Genomic DNA, 17,248 nt, shown 5'->3' on the forward strand with positions numbered 1-17,248 from the left:
CGACCATGTCTGACACCATCCTCATCACCGGAACATCGAACGGCTTCGGCAAAGACCTGGCAAACACGCTGACCGCCCGCGGTCATCGCGTATTCGCGACCATGCGGGATATGGACGGGCGCAATCGCGAAGTGGCGAAAGAACTGCAGGCGAAGGGCATCGAGACCCTTGAGCTCGACGTCACGAACAGCGCGAGCGTCGATGCGGCGGTGAAGACGCTGTTCGGCAAGACCGGCGGCAAGCTGGACGTGCTCGTCAACAACGCGGGCATCGCCTCGGGAGGTCTTGCGGAGACCTTCACTCCGGAACAGGTGCGCGAGATGTTCGAGGTGAACGTGTTCGGCGTCCAGCGCATGATCCGGGCCGTCGTGCCCCAGATGCAGGCAAACAAATCCGGCCTGATCGTCAACGTCGGTTCGATCCTGGGCCGGCTGACGCTGCCCTTCTACGGTCTCTACGGCGCCTCCAAGCACGCCATGGAAGCCCTGACCGAGGGCTACCGTTACGAACTTTCGCAACTCGGCATCGACGTTGTGCTGGTGCAGCCCGGTCCCTTCCCGACGAACTTGTGGGCGGCGGTTCAGAAGCCCTCCGATCCCGGTCGGGCGGACAAGTACGGCGAGGTCGCCGCTCTTCCCGGCAAGTTAGTCGAATTCCTCGGCGGCGTGTTCGCCGGCCCCGACGGTCCGAACCCGCACGACACGGCGGAAGCGATCGCCCAACTGGTCGGGACGGCCCGCGGCAAGCGTCCCGAACGCGTGATCGTCGGTTTGGCGTTCGGCGCCGACGCGGCCAACTCCGCAATCCATCCGATCCAGGAGCAGGTGGTCGCCGGCGTCGGCCTGGATCATCTCAAGAAGCTGAAGGTCGCTTGACGACGTTCGAGGTGGATCAGAGCAAGCTCCGCTCACGGCGGGCCCCGCTCCAGCAAGGCGAGTGACATATGGCAACGGAATGCAAAGTCGTCGTGGTGACGGGCGCATCGCAGGGACTCGGCGAGGCCTTCGTCAAGGCCTATCGGGAACGAGGTTGGCGCGCGGTCGGAAATTCCCGGTCGATCGCGCCTTCGAGCGACCCCGACTACGTCACGGTCGCCGGCGACATCGGCGAGCCGGAGATCGCCAGGAAAGTCGTCTGGACCGCGCTTGAACGTTTCGGCCGCGTCGACACGCTGATCAACAACGCTGGCATGTGGCGCCCTGGTCCGATCGAGAGCATCTCCGAGGACCTCTACCGCCGCGTGATGTCGACCAACCTCGACAGCGTCTTCTTCGCGACGCAGGCCGCGGTGCCCGCGATGAAGAAGCAGGGCGGAGGTCACATCGTCCAGATCTCGACGAGCCTCGTCGAGCACGCGCTCCAGACCGTGCCGGCCGTTCTTGCCTCGCTGACGAAGGGTGCCGGCGTCGCCGCTACCCGAGGCCTCGCGATGGAGCTCGCTTCCAGCAACATCCGCGTCAACACCATCTCGCTCGGTATCGTTATCACGCCGCTTCACGATGGATCGAACCCGGAGGATCTGAAGTCCTTCTCGCCGCTCAACCGCAACGGCAAGATCGAGGATGTCGTGCGGGCCATCAACTACCTCGAGGATGCCGACTACGTGACCGGCGAGATCCACTACGTCGATGGAGGTCGGACTGCGGGCCATTGATCCTCAGCGGATGCACCGCTTCACGTTGAGCAAGTCCATCTTCGAACCTTCTCTCGTCAGCTTCCGCCTCTCTGCCACCCGAGCCAGACTGCAATTTCGCAGCGCCCCACCCAAAGGAGATATCGTCATGACAAACACGTTCATTCGAAGCGCGCTGGTCGTCGCCGCCACTACCACCTCGCTTTTCGGCGCCCCTGCCTTGGCTTCTGAGCAGACTGCGAAACTGCCCGAGGCGACAAACTCGCTCGAAATCCCGTTCGAAGATATGACCTTCGCGGATTCTGGATTTGCCGCCTACGGACCCCGCCGTCCTGATGATCATTCCAACAGGGACATCCTGGTTTCGGACGCCTACGGAAAGGTCACCTCGGGAGCTCACGCCACGATCACGAAGTTTCCGAAGGGCTTCAAGAGCGCGCTGCACACCCACACCGGTGATTACTATGCGGTCGTGATTTCCGGCATCATGGCGAACTACCGCCCGGGCAGCGAGATCAAGCATCTCAGTGCCGGTTCCTATTGGTTCCAGAAGGGCGGTGAACCCCATATCACCGAGTGCTTCTCGGAGAATTGCACCGTCGTCCTCGTCCAGGACGTTGCGTTCGATGCGCAGATTTTGAGCAAGTAAGCGGCGCCGAGGCTTGGCGGTGTTCTTATCGCCAGGCCTGTTGATCCCGATGCGGGAGGCAACGTGGCTTCGGCGGCTTCCGGATGGCGGGGTCAACCAGCTCCCGATGCTCGGCATCAATCCGGTGACCCCGCTTCTGATCTTGACGGAGTTCGTGACCCTCAAGCGCGGCGACTGGTTGATCTCGACGCCTGCGAAATCCATCGCCGCCGACCGCATCACGCGGCCTGGCTACGGCCGATATCGATGACCCGACCCGTCACGCTGGAGGTTTCGCATGCATCGTCGTCGAGGTCCGATGATCGGACGCCGATCATCGGACCGATTGAGGTCAGGCCGCGGTCTTTTCCTCGAACCGGAACGTCGCAGTCGCCCGATCGTACTCCGCGCTGTCGCGCAGCGCGTTCGCCACGACCAGCGCGCCGATGATAGTGGACAGGAATTCAGTGGCGTCGTCGATGGACATGCCTTGAGCGACCATCTTGTCCTGGCACATCTTGAAGAACCGCTTCACCTCGGCCACGACCGGCTTCGGCAGATCCTGCGAGGACGCGCCGAGGATCGTGCACGGACACATGTGGGCTTTGGAGAACGCCGTTCCGCGAAACGCCTTGGCCCAGACGCGTTTCGCGTTCGGGTCCTTCGCGAACTCCCTGTCGATATTCCCGGATGTGCGGTCGGCCCAACGGCGGACGACCTCGGCCGCGAGGTCTTCCTTCGCGGGAAAGTGGTAATGGACGCTCGAGCTCTTGATGCCAACGTCCTCGGCGATCTCCCGGAAGCTGAAGCCACCGAAGCCGCCTGCCTGAATCCGTTTCTCGGCGGCGTCCAAAATCGTAGTCTTCATATCGCTCATCTGGCTCGCTCTTCTATCTATCTTTTGATAGATAGCCCGCCAGCGACTGGATTGCAAGGCTCGGCCGGGCGCAACCCACGGCGTCTGCGGCAGAAATGAGCGATATTTAATTATGCGTCTATCGATAGATAGATGTTGACAGTCGACCGCAGGATGACCTAGCAACTATCTATCTATCACCAGATAGACGGGCAGATGGTCCGATGGACCCCCCTTTGACCTGGACATCGAGCTGAAGGAGCTTCGCCATGGACCGCCGCCTTGCAATTCTAGCGTTGGGCATGTTCGCCCTCGGAACCGACAGTTTCGTAGTCGCGGGCGTGCTGCCCGAGATCTCGGAGTCGTTCCAGGTGAGCGTCGGCGCCGCCGGACAGCTTACCACCGTCTACGCCATCGCCTACGCGCTGCTATCGCCGACCGCGGCAGCCGTCTTCGCTCATGTCGAGCGCAAGAAGCTGATGCTTTCCGGGCTCGGTATCTTCATCCTTGCCAACCTTGCCACGGCCTGGGCGCCGAACTTCGCCTTCGCCCTAGTTGCCCGCGCACTCGCGGGCCTCGGCGCCGCCATCTACGCGCCGACGGCCACCGGCTCCGGAGCCAGCCTTGTGTCGCCGGAAAAGCGCGGCTTCGCGCTCTCCATCGTGATCGCCGGGCTGACCTTCTCAACCGCGCTCGGCTCCCCCATCGGCACGCTCATCGGCGGACTTGCCGACTGGCGCTGGACGATGGTGTTCGTCTCGGCCATCAGCGTCGTCGCCGCGCTCGGCATCGCGATCTCGCTCAAGGATATCCCGACGCCCCCGTCGATCTCGCTGAAGCAGCGTCTCGCGCCGTTCGCGGATCGCCGCATCGGGCTGACGCTCCTGACCACGTTCTTCTTCCAGGCGGGTAATTTCGCGCTGTACACCTATTTTGCCGTCATCTTCGGACGCGTTACGCACGGCGATACCCTGATCCTCGGCCTCCTGCTGGTTCTGTGGGGCGTATCGGGCACCGTGATGAACCTCGTCGGAGGCCGGCTGGTCGATACGATCGGCACGCGGAAAGTCCTGGTCGTCATGTCAATTGCGCTGATCGGCGTCACGGCGACGCTGTCCTGGACGAGCGCCGCACTGGCCACGGCTGTCGTCGCGGTTGTGATCCACGGCGCAACGAGCTGGGGCCAACTCGCAGCGCAGCAGCATCGCCTGGTATCCACCATGCCTAAGGCCGTCCCGATCGTGCTCGGTCTCAATACGTCGGCTACGTACGTCGGTGTCGCCTCCGCGGGTGTCATCGGGGGCGTCAGCCTGACGTTGATCGGAGCTCAGAGCATCGGATGGATCAGCATGGCCCTCTACTTCGCCGCGCTGATCGTGGCCGAGATCGCCCATCGCGTGATCGCCGCGGGAGCATCTTCCGACCGGAAAGCCGAGGGCGCCGAAGCGCCGGCCCTTGCCACCCGATAACCCGCAACCACCGCAGACAGGATACGAACCATGAGCCAGATCGAGAAAGCGAAAGTGTTCGCCGAGCTTCACGTCAAGGGACGACCGATTATTTTGTACAACGCCTGGGATGCTGGCAGCGCGAAGGCCATCGCGGACGCCGGCGCTAAGGCGATAGCGACCAGCAGTTGGGCGGTCGCGGCCGCCCAGGGCTTCAAGGACGGCGAGGACCTTCCCATCGCCGTGGCGGAGCAGATCGTCTCCCGGATCGCTGCGACCGTCGAGAAGCCGGTCACGATGGACTTCGAGGGCGGCTACAGCGACGACGACGGCGCGTTGGCCTCGAACATCGAGAGAATTCTTGATCTCGGAATCGTCGGGATCAACTTCGAGGACCGCGTGATCAGAGGAAAGGGGCTTTACGGCGTCGATCGCCAGGCCAGCCGCATCTCGGCTATCCGCGTTGCGGCAGATCGTAAGGGCATTCCGCTCTTCATCAACGCGCGTACCGACGTCTATCTCGGAAACGGAGACAATGTCGAAGAGGCCTTGAAGCGTGGGAAAGCCTACGCGAACGCCGGAGCGTCGGGGTTTTTCGTTCCGGGCGTGAGGGCGTCCGAACAAATCCGCCGGATCGCCGCCGAGACGCCGATTCCGGTCAACGTTATGGTGATGGAGGGCGTGCCGTCGAACGATGAGCTCGCGAAACTTGGCGTCGCGCGTGTGAGCTACGGCGCGCTTCCTTACGCCGAATCCATGAGCACCCTTCGGGAGAAGGCGACGAAAGCCCTGTCTTAACGCGGCCCGCCGCAGCGAGCGAACCTCGAGGCCTATGGTCGCGATCCGGGACGGCTACGTCATCTCGGATCTGCCGCCTTCGACCATCGAACGACGTGTCGACGCCGCGGCCGAAGTACCAGATCCGGTTCGAGAACCGCGTGAACGCCGTCAGCGTCTGCGCCGCCGGGCGGCGTCCCTCAGGTAGATTTCCGCCCTCAGGAACGCGATCTCGTCGTCGAGAGCGGTCTCGCAGAGGTCGATGTACCAGCTTTTCGGGCGACCCTCCGTGCCGTCGGACCAGCGGTATCATGGGCGAAAGAAGGCACGCTACACCCCTCGGCGCGACGCAGGCGAACGGTGGCAAACGAACTAGGAAGTGAGAAATCTCCGCGACCATGCCGGTCGGACAAACTCAAGAATGCGACCATGGGGATCGGTGTGGGCCGGCGTCACCAGCCCGCTGCCTGCTCCGCTTCCGCATTGAAACTTGCTGCCCGCCATGGCAGGGTAGCTCGACCTTGGGGCTGCACCCAGGGGCTACACCAGAGATCTCTGGCGCGCAGTAAGGCCTGATTTTACGGAGCTTTCTCGAAGCCGTTTTATTATGGCGGAGAGGGAGGGATTCTCCACCACCACACCGGGCTCGCACGGGCGGGTCTCCGCCAATACGGTCAAGCGCGTCCATGACGTGACGCCAATGCAAACCGCGCCAAGGCAAGCGAAGACCTCGCGCCAAGCCAGCGAAGACACCTCGATCTGGGACACGGCGAACACCACATGATAGCCGGCGACGGCGGCGGGAACAGCGAATACCGTCGCGATCGCAATGCGCAAGGCCAAGGACCGGGTAATAGCGACGGCGACCTGACCGAGGACAAGCGTCAGCGCACCGCCAGCCGTTGCGATAAGCAGCGCGCCAATGAAGCCGGCGCCACTCTGAAACGCCGCCATCCCGATACTCAGTGCGACGAAGAACGGCAGGGCATACACAGCGAGCGCGAAGATCGCCCAGCAGAACAAGCCGATGCCGAGTATGTTGAGGACGAGCCCAGTGCGAGCATGGTGGTGGCTCCATGTGCATAGATTTTGCAGTCGCGCCTTCCACCACCACCACGGCGCAACTTCAGACCTAAATTCAAAACGGGGCGGAGTTGCGGCGCAACCCGGCTCTGATGGTTGGAGGCGAGAAGACGGCGCTCACGCGCCGCCGAACCTCCAAACGGGAATGCCGAGCCGCTTCGCCTTGTCGGCGAGGTTTTCCTGGATTCCCGTGCCCGGGAAGTGCATGACGCCGATCGGGAGGAGTTCGAGCATGGCGTCGTTGCGCTTGAACGGCGCTGCCTTGGCATGCTTCGTCCAGTCCGGCTTGAAAGCGATCTGTGGCACCTTGCGGGTGGTTGCCCATTTTGAGGCGATCAGTTCGGCACCCTTCGGGGAGCCGCCATGGAGCAGGACCATGTCGGGATGCTTGGTAAGAACCTTGTCGAGACGATCCCAGATGAGGTTGTGGTCGTTGAAGTCGAGCCCGCCGGTAAGCGCGATCTTCGGGCCAACGGGCAGCATGACCTCAGTCTCGGCGCGGCGCTTGGCCGCGATGAAGTCGCGCGAGTCGATCATCGCTGCGGTCAGCGTACGATGGTTCACCAGCGATCCTGATCGGGGGCGCCAGAATGAGCCGGTGTGGGTCTCGAAGCGCTCTATGGCCTGATCACGGAAGAGCTCCAGGCAGTTGCGGCGCTCAACCAGCGTGATGCCTTCCGCCGTGATGCGTTCGAGTTCGACGGATCGAACTTCGGAGCCGTCCTGCTCGCGCTGACTCTTCTGTTGCGCCTGTTCGTTGTCGTCGAGTTGGCGACCGATGCGGTCGACGGCACGATGGAACAGGTTGACAGTCGACCAGAGCAGATCGTCGAGGTCCGGCTCGAGCCGCGTGTCGCTCAACGTGGCGACCAGGGCATCGAAGATGTCAGCGACGGCACCGGTAATGATCCTGCCCTTGGGAAGCGGCCGTGGATCGGGCTGGTCGTCGAAAGGGCGGTAGCCGAAGAGCTGCAATTCGGTAAGAACGTGTTCGCTCGGAGATGCGGCATGCGGCGATTCGATGTCATCGTGGTCGGTCATGGAGGCGATCCTTTGCCGGTCGGCCGCGACCATCGCGGCCTTCGTGGCGATCACTCAGACGGCAGGCGGAACGGGCCAGAACCCGGAGCAGAGCGGAGGGCCGAAGCGCAGCGGAGGATGGCGGAGGCCGGCTATTTTGCTTCGCGATGCAAAGCGCGCCGATAACGTGACCAATATGTCTTCTCATCGTCGGCGCGCGGCGGAAAATAGCCGGACGCAGCCATTGCCGGCCCGAGCCGCTTGCCGTCCGATCGCCCTCTAGAAGGCCGTGGTCGCGTCCTCTTCCGGCATTGGCCGCACCGCGACTGACCTGTCGACGCCCATCGAATTGCCGGGGCTATTCCGCGGTTGCTATCGACGAATGCAGGAAACGGACGACGTCCTCCGGTACGAGTTGCGGTAGCAACGCTGCTCGGAGGGCTTGGAGGCCGAAGATGTGCAGATCTTCGTTGAAGTCGCCCAGCCGAGGCGACAACGCGATCGCTTCGATGCCGGCGTCTTCCGCGCGCCGGGTGAGAATCGCCTGTACGGCATCTCCGGCGGCATCTGCGTCACGGGCGATATAGAGTCGACGTAGGCCAGACGGCAGCAACATGGCTGAGAGGTGATTGGCCGAGAGAGCAGCGGTCATGGGCAAAGTCGGCAGTACATAACGCAGTGACAGCATGGTCTCGATCCCCTCGCCCGCAGCGAGCACGTCGTCCACCACGCCGAAGCGAATGGCGTTACCAAGCAGGTCGCCCATGGCCCGTCGTGGCGTGTCGATCGGGGCCTTGCCGAGCCGCACGCGATCAAAGCGGTGTGGATCTAGCCAGGTGCGATGCACGCCCGTGATCCGTCCCTCGAGGTCAGTGACAGAGCCTATCATCGCCGGCCAGGTTTCGGTCGACGAATGCTCGTCCGGTCGGTAGTAGCAACGTGGGTGGAAGCGCAGGCTACCACCATGGTGGATTTGGCTTATTCCCCGACGTTGCAAATACGTTTCCGCCAACGTCCCTTCGATCGGACCGGATATCGCAAAAAGTCGACGGGCGGCTTCTTGCGATCCGGCCGGCACGACTGGACGAACGGGTCTCAGGAGTGATTGCTCCTCAGAACGAGGCAGCTTCAGAAAGCGCCTCGCCTCCCCGGCGACCTCGCGGAAATCTCGCAAGGCAAGGCTTTCGCGGATGATGTCGAGGAGATCGCCATGCTCCCCGGTCGCCGCATCGGTCCATTTGCCGGCGGGGCCCTTCGACGATTCCTGGAGCCGCACAAACAACGAGCGGCCCGGGGTGTTGTGGACGTCGCCAACAACCCAGTACCGCCCCGCCCGCTTACCATTGGGGAGATAGTGTCGGCACACCGCCTCGGCCTCGCGCGCGAGGCGGCGTGCCAGCTCGGAGACATCGCCGGACATCACGCGGCCTCCCGCTCACTGACACCCGTAACCGGATAGGTGTCGAGCACCCTCGACAGGACGTTGATGCCGCTCGCGTCCGTGGGTACGAACATGCGCAGCTTCCAGGAGATGATCTCCCTAAAGAGGCCGTAGGTGCGGAGACGATCGCGCATCGTGTCGTTGAATCCCGACAATTCGATGCGGTAGGCGCCCATCACCCGGACACGGCGAAGTTGGAGCCCCTCCGCGAGCTCGAGGACGGTCCGTCCTTCCACCAGTGCGGCAAAGCCAGCATCCGGCGTCAGCGAAGGCGCGTCCGCCGCAAGGACGCTTGCGACCCAGACAGCAGAGACCCTGCGTCCGATGATGCGTTCGCCCGCATCGGTCTGGAGCCGATAGACGCGGGTCGATTCGTTCGGTAGCCGTTTCCAGATCGGTAGCAGTAAGCCCGCCACGACGTGGATCGTGCTTTCCGTGAACTCGGGCACCTCGGCAAGCTCCGCCAGCCAGGTCGAGGCAAAGCGTTCACGATCCGCTTCGACCCAATGGCTTTCGGCCATGGCGGTCAAGGAGACCGTGTGCTGATCCATCGGCCGGATCAGACGGACGCGCCGCTCGATCTCGCCGTCGCCGAGCATGACGCTCGCGGCAGGAACCTGGACGGCGGCTCGTCCCGAGCGCTCATTGACGAGCAGGACGGCCTGACTATCGGAAAGACGAGCAAGAGCGTCATCCAGACTCACCGGATGATTGCGCTGGCGCTGGGCGACCGTGAGCAGCCGGGTCTCGGCGCCGGTCCCCGGATGGTCATAGATCGTCCGCCGGTCGGTGACGACAAAGCTCTCGGCGCGGAGGGTTTCCAGCCCCACGTCGTAGGTGCCGGATGCAACCGCGCCTTCGATCCGAGCGGTCAAGAGCTGCTCGAAGGCGGTGAACAGCACATTCTCCAGGTCGATGGTGAGCGCCAATAACCTGTTCAGAAAGGTCGTAATCGGCGGCAGGTCATCCCTGAGCCCATTGGCATCCGTGAGCTTCAGACCGGTTGCATCCTCGAACCTCCCAAGCGAGCAGCCGTCGACCTTGCCTCGCGCGAGCAACGTGTAGAGTTGACGCAACGCGTCACGCCCGTACTGGCTTTCGAGGTTGTCCTCTGGCCGGAAAAGCCCCTGCCCTCCGGTCTGGCGCTGGCCACGGGTAATGGCTCCCAACGTATCGAGCCGGCGTGCAATGGTGCTGAGAAAGCGCTTTTCGGCCTTCACATCAGTTGCGATGGGACGAAACAACGGTGGCTGCGCTTGATTGGTGCGGTTTGTGCGGCCGAGACCCTGGATCGCGGCATCGGCCTTCCAGCCGGGCTCGAGCAGGTAGTGGACCCGCAAACGGCGATTCCGGGCCGACAGTTCGGCATGGTAGCTCCTCCCCGTGCCCCCGGCGTCGGAGAACACGAGGATGCGCTTGACGTCGTCCATGAAAGCCGAGGTCTCGGCGAGGTTGGCTGAACCGGCTCGATTTTCCACCACCAGCCGGTCGCCCTTGCGAACGATGCGGCGCGAGCGGCCCGTCACCTCGGCGACCAGTTCGGTGCCGAAGCGCTGGATGACCTGATCCAGTGCCCCAGGTACCGGCGGTAGTGATGCAAGCTTCTCGATGAGACGGTCGCGTCGTGCGACGGCTTCCCGGCTCTCGACCGGCTGGCCGTCGCGATAGACAGGCCGGGAGCAGAGGTTGCCCTCCGAGTCCGTGAAGGGCTCGTAGAGCTGGACCGGAAAGGAGTGGGCGAGATAGTCGAGGACATACTCGCGCGGGGTGATGTCGACCTGGACGTCGCCCCACTCTTCAGTCGGGATCTCGGCGAGCCGGCGCCCCATCAGTGCTTCTCCCGTCGACACGATCTGGATGACAGCGGCGTGTCCAGCCTCAAGATCTTTCTCGATCGATCGGATCAGCGACGGCGTCTTCATCGATGTCAGGAGATGCCCAAAGAAGCGCTGCTTGGCGCTCTCGAAGGCGGATCGTGCCGCAGACTTGGCTTGGCCGTTCAGCGTTCCCGTCGCGCCGGTGATGTTGGCGGCTCGCATCGCCGCATCGAGGTTGTTATGGATGACGCTGAACGCACCGGCATAGGCATCGTAGATGCGAACCTGCTCCAGCGTAAGCTGGTGCTCAACGAGGTCATACTCGACGCCCTCGTAAGACAAAGAGCGTGCCGCGTAGAGGCCGAGCGCCTTGAGGTCACGCGCCAGCACCTCCATGGCTGCAACGCCCCCCTCCTCGATTGCTTCGACGAACTCGGCGCGTGTAGCGAACGGGAAGTCAGCGCCGCCCCAAAGGCCGAGGCGCTGGGCATAGGCGAGGTTTTGGACCGTGGTGGCGCCCGTCGCCGATACATAAACTACGCGGGCATTCGGCAAAGCGTGCTGGAGCCTCAGGCCCGCGCGCCCCTGCTGAGAGGCCGCCCGGTCACCGCGCTCGCCCTTGCCCCCGACCGCATTCTGCATTGCGTGGCTCTCGTCGAAGACGATCACTCCGTCGAAGTCGGAGCCCAACCATTCGACGATCTGCCCGACGCGCGAAAGCTTTTCGCCACGCTCGTCGGTCCGTAGCGTGGCGTAGGTGGTAAATAGGATGCCTTCCGCAAGCCGTATCGGTGTGCCCTGCCGAAACCGCGATAGCGGCGTAACAAGCAGTCGCTCCATGCCGAGCGCGGACCAATCGCGCTGCGCATCCTCGATCAGCTTGTCGGACTTGCTGATCCAGACCGCACGGCGGCGGCCCTTGAGCCAGTTGTCGAGCAGGATCCCAGCGACCTGCCGCCCTTTACCTGCGCCGGTGCCATCTCCCAAAAACCAGCCACGGCGAAAGCGGACGGCATTCTCTGCGCCGTCGCGCGCGGCCACCACGACATCAAAGGTCGCATCGATCGTCCAGGAGCCTGCGAGAAACTCGGAATGCGCCTCACCGGCATAGATAATGCTCTCGAGCTGGGCGTCGGACAGGATGCTATCCGTCACGAGGTTGGCCGGCAGGCGCGGACGATAGGATGGCTTCGGTGGATTGAGAAACGGGATCGTGCCCGGCTCCTCCCCGGTCTCTGCGGTACGTCGACGCTCGTCCTGGGGAATGAAGCGATCCGCGTAGACGACGGTGGTACCTCTCTCTCCCTTCCTGACATGGCCGCCGAGCCCGAGCGCCTGACGAAAGGTCAGCCAGCTCTGGCTAGAGAAGCCGCATTCGATAATGGCACCCCATAAAATCAGCACGTTAATTCCCGAATAACCGCGCAGCGTCGAAGCATTGCGCGGCATGGCGAGCGGCGCCTTGATCGCCGCCGTTCCCCATGGCTGCACCCAAGGGATACGGCCGGCCTCTAGTTCTGCGATGATCTTGTCGGTGATTTCGGTATAGATGTTCGCTCGGTCCTTGCCGGCGCGCGCGCAAGCGTTAGGGTTTGACATCGCGGGTCTCCGCGACGGGCACCGCGAGCCTCTCTCGCAGCTTGTAACCCGTCACGGAAAATCCAGCCTGCACTCTTACTCCTCTCAGCCTCTTCGCAATCTGACACCGGCGTGCGCCAGCGGCGCATCGCCTCAACGGAAAATGGCACCCGGAGAGCGTGAGCATAGCGACCCGAAGGGGCACGCGGGTCCGAGTGCAGCGACGAGACCGGTTCAATAGCGGCACCCGGGAACGGGGCAGTGATAGCGATCGCCGCAGGCGAGCCCCTTTCCCGAGTGCCCCCGGCGAGGGGCACCAAAGCTCTAGCGCAAGGGATCGAAGCCGCAAGGCCGAGACGCTGCGCGGCTCGGTTCACGAGAGCCCGGTGCGGCCCTGGCCGCACGCGCCAAAACCTGAGCGAACGTGATGCAGGCAATGATACGAGAACCGCCCGGCATTTTCACAGGAGTCTCGCAATTATGGAAGAGAGGCCTGTGGGCGGAGCGAAAGCGAAAGCCACTCGCGGACGCGGCGAATGAAGCACCCGCAGGAGGGTCAGCATAGCGCCGACGCGCAGCGGCGGGACCCGGGACCGAGTGCAGTCGAGAGACCGGTTGAGAAGGCACCCGACCCGACGGGCAGTGATAGCGACACCGGCCTGCAATGACGGCGGGCTCGAGGGCGAGTGCCTCCGGCGAGCGACTCAATGCGGATTCACGTCTCCTTGGTATCAATTTTGCTTTTGTGATATCGTCTCACTCGTGCGCGTGTCCATGCACGGCGTGGGCATGTTCACTAGAGCCAATTCTTACAGAGGACGACATGGCCAAGAAAGCGAAGAAGGCAAAGAAGACCGCGAAGGCAGCTACCAAGAAGGTGGCAAAGAAGACTTCAAAGAAAAAGAAGTAGTCGTATCGGCTACTGATATATTGCCGCCTCCGGGTAGCAACCCGGATGAAAAGCGAGACCTCCCAAAGGATATGAAGCGTCCTTTGCAGCCGTTCGGTATCGCGGCACGCTAAGATAAGGCCGGACCCTTGTGCAGGTGGCTGCTGCATAAAGGTCCGGTTTTTCGTTTCTGCCCCCGCGAGGGGCGTGATCTGCTCGTGCGCGAGGGATCGAAGCCGCATGGCCGAGACGCGGTGCGGCTCGGTTCACGAGAGCCCGGTGCGGCGACAGCCGCACGCGCAAAACGGAGCAAGGAGCAACCACCTGAGCTCGGACGCCTGAAGTATCGGAAAAAAGCTTCTTCGGTTCGTTCTTGCCCCCTAGCACCTGGCCGGGCGGAAAATTCGGCCTTCGAAAAACCACGAGATCCCACGATCCGGAATCCCAGTCGTGTGTTAGCGATGGGGAACGTCTGCGGGACTAAACGATTCGTCTCAGCGTGGGAGAACCTTTCAATGCTGATGACCAAGCAGAGACAGCCGGCGATCCACACCCTGCGTGGTTGGGCGATCAACGTGCTGAACGAAGCCGGCGCCATCCGCGAGTGCGAGGAACATGGTTGGATGCAGGACCGCGCCGATCCGCATGCACGGGAGCGGGCCTTGGATATCGCCCGTCGAGATCCGCCAGCAGACGTCTCCCCTGATGTAGCGGCGGCCGCGGTTCGCGACGTGCTGAACTCGATTGGTGACACCTGCCCAGAATGCCCCCCTGACGAGGAAGACCGGCACTAAGCATCTACGCCAACCTGTCTCCAACTCAGCGGCCTAGCCGTTTCTCTACCCGCTTGCGCGCGTTGCCCACCTTTTTGACGGCCTTTTTCACCGATGGCGCCGACTTTCCTGTCTTCTTCGCCTCGTACTGCACTTCGTAGTCCTGCCCGCCAGCCACCCGAGCCCGGTCCTGTTTTCGTCCGCGCGCCGTCTTGCTCTTCTTCGCTACCGCCATCGGTGCCTCCTGTTGTGACATCCAAGCAACGCGACAGGGATTCGCAGGTTCCGGAACGATTCGAACTGTGCCAATTTGAATCGGCTGTAGCGTGGAGTTCTTCAGTGGCGTTTCAGCGTTAAAGGCCGGCAGCTATCGGCGTCAAGGCGCTTCTCCCCGGCTTCATCGAACCGGCCCTGGCCACCTCGAGCGATAAGGTGCCGTCCCTGCATTACGCAACACGCACGGAAGGATTGGCCCTTGAATGAGCCGGACGTCGACCCTGCCCAAGCGCTTACAGCCGATGCTGGCTACGCTCACCGACGCGCCGTTCGACGACCCCGACTGGGTTTTCGAGGATAAATACGATGGCTTCCGGATGATCGCAGAAATCCGGCGGGGCAAGGTTTCGCTTTACAGCCGCAATGGCAAGATCATCAGCCGCAGCTATATCGACGTCGCCAAAGCGCTGGAGGGCGTGGAGGGCGACGCCGTGATCGACGGCGAGCTCGTCGCGATCGGAAAGGACGGTGTCTCGCATTTCCAGCTGCTTCAGAACGCGCTGCGTCATGAAGCCAAGCTCCTGTATTGCGCCTTCGATCTCATGTTTCAGAACGCAATTGATTTGCGCAAGCAGCCTCTTCTCGAACGCAAGGAGCGGCTCAAAGCGATCCTGCCGAGCCACCGGCTGATCGCCTTCAGCCGTCACCGCAAAGCGAACGGCACGAAATTCTTCGCCGAGGCCGAGCGGAAGGGTCTGGAGGGCATCATGGCGAAGCGCGCCGACAGCGCGTATGCTTCCGGAAGGCGGACGCCGGATTGGCTGAAGATCAAGACAGCAAAGCGGCAGGAAGTGGTCATCGCGGGCTTCACGGCGCCGAGGCGTACAAGACCATTCTTCGGCGCCCTGGTCCTCGCCGTGCGGGAAGACGACGCATGGCGCTACATCGGACATGTCGGCACTGGTTTCAGCCACAAGGTCCTGGAAGACCTCCACGCCAAGCTCGTGAAGCTGAAGACCCCGAAATCACCCTTCCCTGGCAAAGTGAAGGACGAGGCCGCCACGACCTGGGTCAAGCCCTCGTTGGTCGCCGAGGTCAAATTTGCGGAGTGGACAAGTAAGGGCGAACTGCGCCAGCCCGTCTACCTTGGGCTCAGGTCCGACAAGCGGGCTAAGGACGTCGTGCGTGAGCGAGAACGTCCGCGCAAATAGCGCTTCCCTTCGGGCGTAACCGGGCAAACGGAAGGATTGACGCACTCGCCTCCTCCGGCCCTACGCGGTGGTGTGGGCACTCAGTCGTTTCCAAGGTGGTGGATTTCCGGTCGCATGCCGTCAGGCGTGAGTTCGAGCGTCGCAAGCGTGATCGGCAGCTTGAAACGCCGGGGTCCCGCGCTGCCGGGATTCAGATAGAGAACGCCACCGACCGTGTCGATCTTCGGCACGTGGGAATGCCCGGAGACGATGACGTCGATGCCGGCGCCGGGATCAGCCTGCAGCGAATTCAGGTCATGCAGAACGTAGATCGACTTTCCCGCCAAGCATACGAGTTTCGTGTCGGGGTACTCGCGAGCCCATTCACCATTGTCCACGTTTCCACGGATGGCCGTGACAGGCGCGATCCGGCGAAGCGCGTCGACGATCTCGGGGCGCCCGATGTCGCCGGCATGGATGATGTGATCGACGCCCGCCAGGCCTCGTTCCGCCTCCGGCCTCAACAGGCCGTGCGTGTCTGAAATGATTCCAATCATGAACGTCATTTCCCGGCGCTCTCAACCGCGATCGCCAAAAGACGATCGAGAAACTCTACTTGAGCGGACAGCATCTTGGTCCGCGCGAGCCCAATATCAAACCATTCCGCGCGGTCGACTTCGGGAAAACTCTGCCGTCGACCGCTTCGGGGCGGCCAGTCGATATCGAAGGTATTGCTGGTCAGCGTTCCCGGGTCAAAGTGGCCCTCGCCGGCGAATGCGATGACGCGCTTCCCTCCTCGCTGTCGGACTTCCCCCAGCGGCTGGAGTGGACCAATCGAAGCGCTCGGGCCGAGTTCTTCGGCAAACTCGCGTCGCGCAACGTTCTCCGGAGGATCATTGGCATCGATTTCGCCCTTAAGAATGGACCAGGCGCCATCATCCTTCTTACGCCAGAACGGACCGCCGGGATGAACGAGCAGAACCTCGAGCCCACGAGCGCCCTTGCGGTATGCGAGAATCCCCGCGCTCGATGCCGATCTCCTGGAAATCTTTTTCACCGCAGCCATATCGCTCCTATTTTGCAGAGCAAACGAGAAGATGAGCGGGCGAGGAGCACTGCGGCGCGACGACCGGCTAATTGCACAGCAAAGATCGTTCGAAGCAGGCCAGTAATGCAGCGGGCCCCGGATACACCTCGGCGCACCCGGCTTTCCTCAATTCGTATTCCGTGAAGCCTCCGCAGAGCACACCGACCGTGCGAACTCCCGCCTTGCCAGCCGCTTCCGCATCATACGGTGTATCACCGATCGCGACGGCGTCGGCGCCATCGATCTTGAGCTTCTTGAGAACGACATTGAAGATGTCGGGCGCCGGTTTTGATTCATCGACGTCGTCGGAAGAAGTTGTGATATCCACGAGATCGACGACGCGAGCGATGTCGAGATACTTGTCGACCTCATCCTTCTTTGCCGAGGAAGCAACCGCGATTCGAACTCCGGCGTCGAGAACGCGTCGCAGGTTCGGGACCGCCGAGAAGGGACGCACAAGCGGCAGATATTCCGACTTGAAACGCTTGCCACGCCACTGCTCCAGTTCCTTGCCGTGGTCCCGTTGTTCATCGACGGACAGAAAGACGGGAATGAGCTTGTCTCCGCCTTTACCGATCTGGCTTCGAACACGTTCGAAACTCACGTCGTGGCCAAACTCGAGCAAAGCTTCCTGCCATGCCAGCGCGTGTAGCAGCATCCTAGGCTGGTATGGGGCAGCGATCTCTTTCGGCGTGCCTGGCTGCGTGCTTATGGCCGAAAGCTCCCGTCCCCCAGCTGCCGCCTTTGAAAGCGTTGGTTCGGGGCAAACCTTCAGCCAATCGGTCGCTCAATGGGCCGACTGAAGCGAGGCG

The 17,248-nt window shown here is 62.6% G+C and carries 18 protein-coding genes and 1 pseudogene; 9 read left to right on the plus strand and 10 right to left on the minus strand.

Annotated elements, in window-relative coordinates:
• Window positions 1-5 precede the first annotated feature (5 nt).
• The 4 genes from AC5ZFO_RS36765 to AC5ZFO_RS36780 all read left to right on the plus strand — a co-directional run bounded on the left by AC5ZFO_RS36765 (window position 6) and on the right by AC5ZFO_RS36780 (window position 2,532).
• Complete coding sequence (locus tag AC5ZFO_RS36765) at window positions 6-875, plus strand: SDR family oxidoreductase (protein ID WP_496123377.1); 870 nt, start codon at window positions 6-8, stop codon at window positions 873-875.
• A 68-nt stretch (window positions 876-943) separates the two neighbouring features.
• Window positions 944-1,654: an SDR family NAD(P)-dependent oxidoreductase gene (locus AC5ZFO_RS36770; RefSeq protein WP_496123378.1), complete on the plus strand. Its 711-nt coding sequence runs from the start codon at window positions 944-946 to the stop codon at window positions 1,652-1,654.
• The gene (locus AC5ZFO_RS36775) at window positions 1,629-2,282 is read left to right on the plus strand and encodes a DUF4437 domain-containing protein (RefSeq protein ID WP_496123379.1); all 654 of its coding nucleotides are present in this window, start codon (window positions 1,629-1,631) and stop codon (window positions 2,280-2,282) included. Before AC5ZFO_RS36770 ends, AC5ZFO_RS36775 begins: the two co-directional genes overlap by 26 nt.
• Before the next feature lie 19 nt (window positions 2,283-2,301).
• A complete protein-coding gene (locus AC5ZFO_RS36780) occupies window positions 2,302-2,532 on the plus strand; it encodes a hypothetical protein (protein ID WP_496123380.1) in 231 nt (76 codons plus the stop codon).
• Window positions 2,533-2,613: 81 nt separating this feature from the next.
• Here the strand turns inward: AC5ZFO_RS36780 and AC5ZFO_RS36785 are convergent, their stop codons facing one another.
• Entirely contained in the window at window positions 2,614-3,114 is a 501-nt protein-coding gene (locus AC5ZFO_RS36785) for a TetR/AcrR family transcriptional regulator (RefSeq protein WP_165435450.1), read from the minus strand.
• Window positions 3,115-3,386: 272 nt separating this feature from the next.
• Between AC5ZFO_RS36785 and AC5ZFO_RS36790 the strand changes: the two genes are divergently transcribed.
• On the plus strand, window positions 3,387-4,586 hold the full coding sequence (locus tag AC5ZFO_RS36790; protein WP_496123381.1) for an MFS transporter: 1,200 nt from the start codon (window positions 3,387-3,389) through the stop codon (window positions 4,584-4,586).
• Window positions 4,587-4,616: 30 nt separating this feature from the next.
• The gene (locus AC5ZFO_RS36795) at window positions 4,617-5,363 is read left to right on the plus strand and encodes an isocitrate lyase/PEP mutase family protein (protein WP_496123382.1); all 747 of its coding nucleotides are present in this window, start codon (window positions 4,617-4,619) and stop codon (window positions 5,361-5,363) included.
• A gap of 124 nt (window positions 5,364-5,487) precedes the next feature.
• Here AC5ZFO_RS36795 and AC5ZFO_RS36800 read toward each other — a convergent pair.
• The 5 genes and pseudogenes from AC5ZFO_RS36800 to AC5ZFO_RS36820 all read right to left on the minus strand — a co-directional run.
• A pseudogene (locus tag AC5ZFO_RS36800) lies at window positions 5,488-5,651 on the minus strand (3'-5' exonuclease); the annotation flags it as partial.
• A gap of 231 nt (window positions 5,652-5,882) precedes the next feature.
• Complete coding sequence (locus AC5ZFO_RS36805) at window positions 5,883-6,365, minus strand: hypothetical protein (protein WP_496123383.1); 483 nt, start codon at window positions 6,363-6,365, stop codon at window positions 5,883-5,885.
• 177 nt (window positions 6,366-6,542) lie between these two features.
• Window positions 6,543-7,466 carry a DUF2493 domain-containing protein gene (locus AC5ZFO_RS36810; protein ID WP_496123407.1) on the minus strand — a complete coding sequence of 308 codons (924 nt, stop codon included), beginning with the start codon at window positions 7,464-7,466 and terminating at the stop codon, window positions 6,543-6,545.
• A 337-nt stretch (window positions 7,467-7,803) separates the two neighbouring features.
• Window positions 7,804-8,865, minus strand: coding sequence for a DUF7146 domain-containing protein (locus tag AC5ZFO_RS36815; RefSeq protein WP_496123384.1), 1,062 nt, complete (start codon window positions 8,863-8,865; stop codon window positions 7,804-7,806).
• On the minus strand, window positions 8,865-12,302 hold the full coding sequence (locus AC5ZFO_RS36820; protein ID WP_496123385.1) for a strawberry notch-like NTP hydrolase domain-containing protein: 3,438 nt from the start codon (window positions 12,300-12,302) through the stop codon (window positions 8,865-8,867). Before AC5ZFO_RS36820 ends, AC5ZFO_RS36815 begins: the two co-directional genes overlap by 1 nt.
• Window positions 12,303-13,055: 753 nt before the next feature.
• Between AC5ZFO_RS36820 and AC5ZFO_RS36825 the strand changes: the two genes are divergently transcribed.
• Both AC5ZFO_RS36825 and AC5ZFO_RS36830 read left to right on the plus strand, forming a co-directional pair.
• Window positions 13,056-13,304, plus strand: coding sequence for a hypothetical protein (locus AC5ZFO_RS36825; protein WP_496123386.1), 249 nt, complete (start codon window positions 13,056-13,058; stop codon window positions 13,302-13,304).
• Between the two features lie 381 nt (window positions 13,305-13,685).
• Window positions 13,686-13,964, plus strand: coding sequence for a hypothetical protein (locus AC5ZFO_RS36830; protein ID WP_496123387.1), 279 nt, complete (start codon window positions 13,686-13,688; stop codon window positions 13,962-13,964).
• A 25-nt stretch (window positions 13,965-13,989) separates the two neighbouring features.
• On the opposite strand, the gene AC5ZFO_RS36835 is transcribed toward AC5ZFO_RS36830, so the two are convergent.
• Window positions 13,990-14,178, minus strand: coding sequence for a DUF3606 domain-containing protein (locus AC5ZFO_RS36835; protein ID WP_496123388.1), 189 nt, complete (start codon window positions 14,176-14,178; stop codon window positions 13,990-13,992).
• 244 nt (window positions 14,179-14,422) lie between these two features.
• Between AC5ZFO_RS36835 and ligD the strand changes: the two genes are divergently transcribed.
• A complete protein-coding gene (ligD, locus tag AC5ZFO_RS36840) occupies window positions 14,423-15,370 on the plus strand; it encodes a non-homologous end-joining DNA ligase (protein WP_496123389.1) in 948 nt (315 codons plus the stop codon).
• 80 nt (window positions 15,371-15,450) lie between these two features.
• Here the strand turns inward: ligD and AC5ZFO_RS36845 are convergent, their stop codons facing one another.
• The 3 genes from AC5ZFO_RS36845 to AC5ZFO_RS36855 form a co-directional block, all read right to left on the minus strand.
• Window positions 15,451-15,915, minus strand: coding sequence for a metallophosphoesterase family protein (locus AC5ZFO_RS36845; protein WP_496123390.1), 465 nt, complete (start codon window positions 15,913-15,915; stop codon window positions 15,451-15,453).
• Entirely contained in the window at window positions 15,912-16,415 is a 504-nt protein-coding gene (locus tag AC5ZFO_RS36850) for an NUDIX hydrolase (protein ID WP_496123391.1), read from the minus strand. The genes AC5ZFO_RS36845 and AC5ZFO_RS36850 overlap by 4 nt, the downstream gene beginning before the upstream one ends.
• A gap of 67 nt (window positions 16,416-16,482) precedes the next feature.
• Window positions 16,483-17,094: an HAD family hydrolase gene (locus tag AC5ZFO_RS36855; RefSeq protein ID WP_496123392.1), complete on the minus strand. Its 612-nt coding sequence runs from the start codon at window positions 17,092-17,094 to the stop codon at window positions 16,483-16,485.
• Window positions 17,095-17,248 lie beyond the last annotated feature (154 nt).

The organism is Bradyrhizobium sp. Unk1, assembly GCF_059512345.1.

Excerpts from the sequence above, each read along its gene's own strand:
- AC5ZFO_RS36765 (WP_496123377.1), top strand. The coding sequence starts at position 6 with ATGTCTGACACCATCCTCATCACCGGAACATCGAACGGCTTCGGCAAA.
- AC5ZFO_RS36770 (WP_496123378.1), top strand. The coding sequence starts at position 944 with ATGGCAACGGAATGCAAAGTCGTCGTGGTGACGGGCGCATCGCAGGGA.
- AC5ZFO_RS36775 (WP_496123379.1), top strand. The coding sequence starts at position 1,629 with ATGGAGGTCGGACTGCGGGCCATTGATCCTCAGCGGATGCACCGCTTC.
- AC5ZFO_RS36790 (WP_496123381.1), top strand. The coding sequence starts at position 3,387 with ATGGACCGCCGCCTTGCAATTCTAGCGTTGGGCATGTTCGCCCTCGGA.
- AC5ZFO_RS36795 (WP_496123382.1), top strand. The coding sequence starts at position 4,617 with ATGAGCCAGATCGAGAAAGCGAAAGTGTTCGCCGAGCTTCACGTCAAG.
- AC5ZFO_RS36810 (WP_496123407.1), bottom strand. The coding sequence starts at position 7,466 with ATGACCGACCACGATGACATCGAATCGCCGCATGCCGCATCTCCGAGC.
- AC5ZFO_RS36815 (WP_496123384.1), bottom strand. The coding sequence starts at position 8,865 with ATGTCCGGCGATGTCTCCGAGCTGGCACGCCGCCTCGCGCGCGAGGCC.
- AC5ZFO_RS36820 (WP_496123385.1), bottom strand. The coding sequence starts at position 12,302 with ATGTCAAACCCTAACGCTTGCGCGCGCGCCGGCAAGGACCGAGCGAAC.
- AC5ZFO_RS36825 (WP_496123386.1), top strand. The coding sequence starts at position 13,056 with ATGCACGGCGTGGGCATGTTCACTAGAGCCAATTCTTACAGAGGACGA.
- AC5ZFO_RS36830 (WP_496123387.1), top strand. The coding sequence starts at position 13,686 with ATGCTGATGACCAAGCAGAGACAGCCGGCGATCCACACCCTGCGTGGT.
- AC5ZFO_RS36835 (WP_496123388.1), bottom strand. The coding sequence starts at position 14,178 with ATGGCGGTAGCGAAGAAGAGCAAGACGGCGCGCGGACGAAAACAGGAC.
- ligD (WP_496123389.1), top strand. The coding sequence starts at position 14,423 with ATGAGCCGGACGTCGACCCTGCCCAAGCGCTTACAGCCGATGCTGGCT.
- AC5ZFO_RS36845 (WP_496123390.1), bottom strand. The coding sequence starts at position 15,915 with ATGACGTTCATGATTGGAATCATTTCAGACACGCACGGCCTGTTGAGG.
- AC5ZFO_RS36850 (WP_496123391.1), bottom strand. The coding sequence starts at position 16,415 with ATGGCTGCGGTGAAAAAGATTTCCAGGAGATCGGCATCGAGCGCGGGG.
- AC5ZFO_RS36855 (WP_496123392.1), bottom strand. The coding sequence starts at position 17,094 with ATGCTGCTACACGCGCTGGCATGGCAGGAAGCTTTGCTCGAGTTTGGC.